A 5,286-nucleotide genomic window follows, 5' to 3' on the forward strand; every position below is an offset into this window, starting at 1 on the left:
CGTCGCATTAAGACTGGCATCGAGCATTTTTGATCTGCCTGGTGACGGGCTTGGCCTTATCAAAGATCTCGACACAGTTTGGCGGGTCCTGTCGCTGGTACAGCAAGCAGACATTCTTACCATTGGGAAAAAAACAGAAATGCGCCTGGATGGGCGCACGGTGTTTATCGACCAGAGTGAACTGGACAGCCTGCGCCGCGCCTTCAACCGGACCAAGACCCGTGGGCGAAGCCTGATCCAAAGGATCCAGCAGGGCCTCGTTTATGACGACGTGCTCACGAGAATCAATCCCGAGAAGTTCCAACGGATCGAGCGGGTTGCTCCACCTTTGGTGCGGGTACGACGCGAAAGCGCCGCGCAGACCTCCAGTCGCGAGCGCGCGGAGCGTCTAGCCAATGTTCAGACAGTGCGAAAGCAGGTCGATGAGTTGGCGGCCGAGGCACCTACTGAGCTCTTGAAACTACACGCGGAAATCGAGCGAGCCACGCTTACAGCGATGATCGGCAAGTACCGAGATATGCTGGAGAAGAAGCTCGGTGAACACCTCTGGCAACGTTTCTTTGAACAGCATAAATTCGTCTTGAGTTTGGCTTTTGCTCGACCTGTCGAACTGTCTCACACGCAGTTTCATGCTCAAGGATCAGGCCTGACAGGGTCGGGCGCGCAGATTGGGGACTTCCTCTTCAAGGAGCAAGGTCAAGCGCTTGCCATTGTGGAAATCAAAACCCCAGATGCACCCTTGATGCTTGTCACGCCGTACAGGAAACCGCATGTTTTCGGCCCTCATTCAGAACTTAGTGGCGCTATCACCCAGGTGCTGCATCAACAAAGTGAGTTGCGCACTCGGTGGCAGACACATGTTTTCGATAACCCATCTCTGCGCCCCTCCCGGGCGGATGTGGTCAGATGCGTTGTGCTTGCTGGACGACGCCCTATTGAAGAGCATGAACTGCGTTGTTTTGAGGTTTTCCGCAACGCCTGCAAGGACGTGGAGGTGATTACCTTTGACGAACTGTTGGCGAAACTCGAATATCTGCAGCAGCACCTGCAACCAGTTCCCGATGAGGTACCTTTTTATGGCATGTCACGCAACTGAACGACAGGATCAACTTCTCGCGATCAAACCGACCACCCCAGCTTGTGCGCTTTTGTGGTCTGGTCATGGCGCACATCGTCTTCCGTGTGCACATAGATGCTGGTGGTAGAAATATTTGCGTGCCCCAGGTTGTCGCGCACAGCCTTGAGATCCATGTTGTCGCTCTGGTGAGTGCCCGCCGTATGTCTCATCCAGTGGGCTGAGGCCTGCTCTACATGAGAGGCAGCGGCCTCATGGTCAGGACCTAGCGCGCGCAGGCGGGCTGCGGTTTCACGGAAGATGGTCTTGACCAACTCGTGCACCGCACTGCGTCCCATAGGTTTAGACCCACCAATCAACGGCAGGAGCAGTGGGGAGGAATCGCCCTCATGAGGTAGAGGTCCCAGGTCATTCGACTTTCGGTAGCGCATCAGCTCTGAGACCAACTCGTCTGTCGCGGGGATCACTCTGGTTTTTTCTCCCTTGCCACGAATTTCCAGCCACCAGCGCTCCCGTCCGTCGGCTCCCCGTCGCCAGTAAAAGTCGCCCATCGAGTTGTTACAGACCTCCGAAATCCGCAGCCCACCGATGTAGAGGAGTGAGAAGAGCCACCGATATCGGGCCGCTTGGAGAGCGAGGCGAGGCGTGCTCGTGGGAAGGGACTCAATCGTTGCGCGTACTTGCGCCCAGTGTTCGTGCGGCAAGAACCTGCTGGTCTTGGCGGGGCGAGCCACTGATTTGCGGCGGCGCAGAGCCAAGGGGTTGCCTGCCAGATACCCGGCTTGAACCAACCAATTGAAGAGGCTGTTGAGGATCGACAGGGCCTGGCGCTGGCTCTGCCGGTCCAGCGGCTTTGCGAACGGACGCCAGTGGGGCGAGGACCTAGGAGCCTTCTGCGCGACCTGCATGACCCATCGATCAACCGGTTGGGGATCTTCCAGAAAGGACTCGTAGACCAGGAAATCCTCATGGGTCAGATCGGACAGGGCCTTTCCGTGCTGGTGCACACACCAAAGCAGCAGTCTTTCCGCCTCCTTGCGATAGCTGGCCAGCGTGGCCGGTGAATCCTTGTAGCGCGCCAGCCAAGCCAAAACTGCAGAGCGGTCGTCATTGGCCGCTACCTGGGGTAGGCCCTGGGCCCGATTTCGGCCACGCTCTCCGGACAGGTGAAGGGGCAGCACCAAGCCCTCCAAAGGCTCAAGATGCGCCAAAACGGCCGGTGCGATGGTCAAACTGCTCATGGGCCAAATTCTATGGACATTAGAGTAATTATGTCCAGAGATTGGGAAATAAATCATTGATTCATACGTTGTACGTTGTATTATTTAAAAATGAGCGAAGAATCAGAAATCCAAGCCGAAGTTGAGGCCCTGCGGGAGCGTTTCAGCGACACGAAAGCGTTGTACCGCGAGGTTTGCGCGTTGCTGTTCTTCCGATACGGCATCACGCCCACAGCCAGCAAGCTCTATCAGCATGTGCGCAAGGGCTCCATGAGCGCCCCGGCCGAAGCGCTGGCCAAGTTCTGGGAGGATCTGCGCGGCAAGGCTCGGGTGGAGATCGATCACCCCGATCTACCGGAGGCGCTTAAAGAGGCCGCAGGCCAGGCGGTCAGCGTGCTGTGGACCCAGGCAACGGAGTTGGCACGCGAGGAGCTAGCGGTCCTGCGCGTCGAGGTACACGCAGAGGCCCAGAGTGCACAGGCAGACCTGCAGGAGGCTCTGCAGCGAAGCGCCGTCCTGGAGACACAGATACAGACCGCACAGACCAAAGTCACCGAACTGGAGACCCGAGCTCAGGCCCTTGCTGCAGAGCTTGAGCAAGAACGGCGTGCGCACGCTGCGAGCACAGCGCGAGGTGAGGCGCTGTCCAGGCAGGTGGATGAGCTGAAGCTGGAGCAATCGAAGAGCAGGCAGCATTTCAGTGCTGAACTTGACAAGGGGCGTGCGGCCATCGATGAGGCGGCCTCCCGTGCGGCCGAGGCCGAGCGTCGCGCGCTTCGTGAAATTGATCGGGAGCGCACTGCTCGAACGCAGGTAGACAAGCAACTGGAGCAGCTGCGGGGCAAGCTCGCAGAAGTGGAGCGTGATCACCATGCCAAGGTCCTGGAGGCCAACGCAGTCCAGACACGATTGGCCGCAGACCTGGAGAGCGCACGGGCTTCGCTGGCCGAGAGCGCCCGCGTGAACCAACTGCAAGGCGTTGAGCTACAGCAGGCACTGCAGGCAGTGGCGCAGCACAAAGCGGAGGCTGACACCCTGCGCGGATTGGTGGCGCAGTTTCAACCGCCGCCCAGGCCCGCTCGCAAGAAAAAACCGATGGACGGCCATTGATTGCTTGCACGTCGGCCGCCAGTCGGCGAAAAAGCTCCACACAGTATCTGCATACAACCTAGCGACGATCCAATGGCACGCGACGACTTCACGAAACCGACCAAGAATCAGGCTTACCAGCGGGTGGCGGGTCGTTGCTCCAATCCCGATTGCCGCGCCACCACCTCCGCGCCAGTGGGCGAAATTGACTTCTCCAATGTGGGGGTCGGCGCGCATATTCATGCGGCATCGCCTGGGGGGCCGCGTTATCTCGCTGCAATGACCGCAGAGGACCGGCGCGGCTTTGGCAACATCATCTGGCTATGCCAGACATGCTCGACGATCATCGACCGAGATCCGGACTCGTACCCTGCAGAAACGCTCAAAGCATGGAAAACATCGGCTGAGGCAAGGGCTCTGATGGAGCAAGGCAAGCGGCTTCCCGATGAAAAGGATATCTATCGCATGGCGGCCATGGCCATGGGCACCCGAACGCCTGGGTTTTATCCAGAAGCCATAGGCAACGTGCACAAAGCCTTGGTCGATCAATTGGAAGCGGTGGATCCAAGGTTCACTGTTTCAACGGCGTACTCGGGTGGCAACACAACGATTACCGTGGGCGCGAAAGAGACCGTGTCTTTCTCCATCAAGATTGGACAGGAATCGGCTGATGTCTGGCGCAAGGGCCTTCAGGCGTCCATTGACGAGGGCCGTGAAGCGACGCTGCCACTCGATGGGGTCGTGTTTGAAGGATCAAGAATCTTCGACGTGCTGCACAAAGATGCCGACCTAGCATCGATAACGATCATGCCGATGGCACGTCCAGCCGTGTTGAAGATACTTGCGCCCCAGATCGAACCGGCAATTTTTGAAACCATTGGTGGTCAACTAACAGCTGGGCGCAAGCAAATCCGATTTGCAGGCGCTGGATGTGGCGGTCTTCTGGACGTGGAATTAGCTTTCACCCCAACGAATCGCAATGATGTTCACTCGGTATCGACTCTGACTACCAACTTAAAAGCGTGGCAAGGAAAAGAGGCTGCCAACCCTCCCTACTTGGACGTCTTTATCAACCTGCTTGAAGCAATTCTTGATCCATCCGCGTCTGTTTCGTTCGTCTTGGAAGTCGATGGAAATCAAGCTGCAGCGGGGAAGTTTCATATACCAAAGCATATAGAGGCGATGAACGAGACCCTCGCATTTGCTCACTACGCCAGACGAGCCAGAAATGTGCTTAGATACCTCAGGAAAAGTGCGCCGATCGATATTTTCGAGAGCATTTCCACAGACGATCATCGGGCCCTGGCGCGAGTCAGCGATATCGTTGAGGGCAAGCTCTCCTACCAGCGCTCTCAGATCACCGGTTCACCGACGATGACTGTCGCGTGTACTGACGGGGGTAAGTCACTGATGGAGGTCGTGCGCAACGGAGAGTTTTCAGTTCTGCAGCAGAAAGAACCCGCATCCATGGTCACCATCTATGGGAAGGAATACGAAGTCCCTCCGACCACAAGCTATTACTCGCCTGTGAAACTGCATATCCTGAGCACGAAGAAAAAGAAGGAGAGCATTGACTTTCGTCTGCGAATCGAAATGGCGGACAACTTCACAAGCCAAACTTTCTTCGAAGAACAGCAGTGATACGCCAGAAGCCTAGGCAGTAGGGCCCCTGGTAAGGCGATTGGTGGCGCGCCATTCAAATAAGCGAGACGGGATAGAAAGCGGTTCATTAATAACCAAAGGCTTATGAGCCTAAACTGGCCGTCTCCCGGTTTGCCCTCTAAAAACCAGTGAACTTTCACGGGAATGCAATTCTGCGCCAAGTTTGTACACCGCTGGCAATTGTGCTGCTGACAGGGACACTGCCGGTCGAATTGACCCAAGCGATGAACTGATCGACGC

The 5,286-nt window shown here is 56.9% G+C and carries 4 protein-coding genes; 3 read left to right on the top strand and 1 reads right to left on the bottom strand.

The window, feature by feature from the left end; genetic code table 11:
• On the top strand, positions 1 to 1,096 hold a 1,096-nt coding region (locus AC04MI_RS23200; protein ID WP_476498820.1), incomplete at its 5' end, for a Shedu immune nuclease family protein.
• Positions 1,097 to 1,119: 23 nt separating this feature from the next.
• On the opposite strand, the gene AC04MI_RS23205 is transcribed toward AC04MI_RS23200, so the two are convergent.
• On the bottom strand, positions 1,120 to 2,316 hold the full coding sequence (locus AC04MI_RS23205) for a tyrosine-type recombinase/integrase (RefSeq protein WP_099730250.1): 1,197 nt from the start codon (positions 2,314 to 2,316) through the stop codon (positions 1,120 to 1,122).
• A 90-nt stretch (positions 2,317 to 2,406) separates the two neighbouring features.
• Between AC04MI_RS23205 and AC04MI_RS23210 the strand changes: the two genes are divergently transcribed.
• Both AC04MI_RS23210 and AC04MI_RS23215 read left to right on the top strand, forming a co-directional pair.
• A complete protein-coding gene (locus AC04MI_RS23210; RefSeq protein ID WP_099730251.1) occupies positions 2,407 to 3,405 on the top strand; it encodes a DNA-binding protein in 999 nt (332 codons plus the stop codon).
• 72 nt (positions 3,406 to 3,477) lie between these two features.
• On the top strand, positions 3,478 to 5,025 hold the full coding sequence (locus AC04MI_RS23215; RefSeq protein ID WP_143227265.1) for a hypothetical protein: 1,548 nt from the start codon (positions 3,478 to 3,480) through the stop codon (positions 5,023 to 5,025).
• Positions 5,026 to 5,286 lie beyond the last annotated feature (261 nt).

Source organism: Acidovorax sp. LjRoot204, from assembly GCF_056175785.1.

What these genes read in the sequence shown, in the direction of transcription:
- AC04MI_RS23205 (WP_099730250.1), bottom strand. Translation starts at nt 2,316, where the DNA reads ATGAGCAGTTTGACCATCGCACCGGCCGTTTTGGCGCATCTTGAGCCT.
- AC04MI_RS23210 (WP_099730251.1), top strand. Translation starts at nt 2,407, where the DNA reads ATGAGCGAAGAATCAGAAATCCAAGCCGAAGTTGAGGCCCTGCGGGAG.
- AC04MI_RS23215 (WP_143227265.1), top strand. Translation starts at nt 3,478, where the DNA reads ATGGCACGCGACGACTTCACGAAACCGACCAAGAATCAGGCTTACCAG.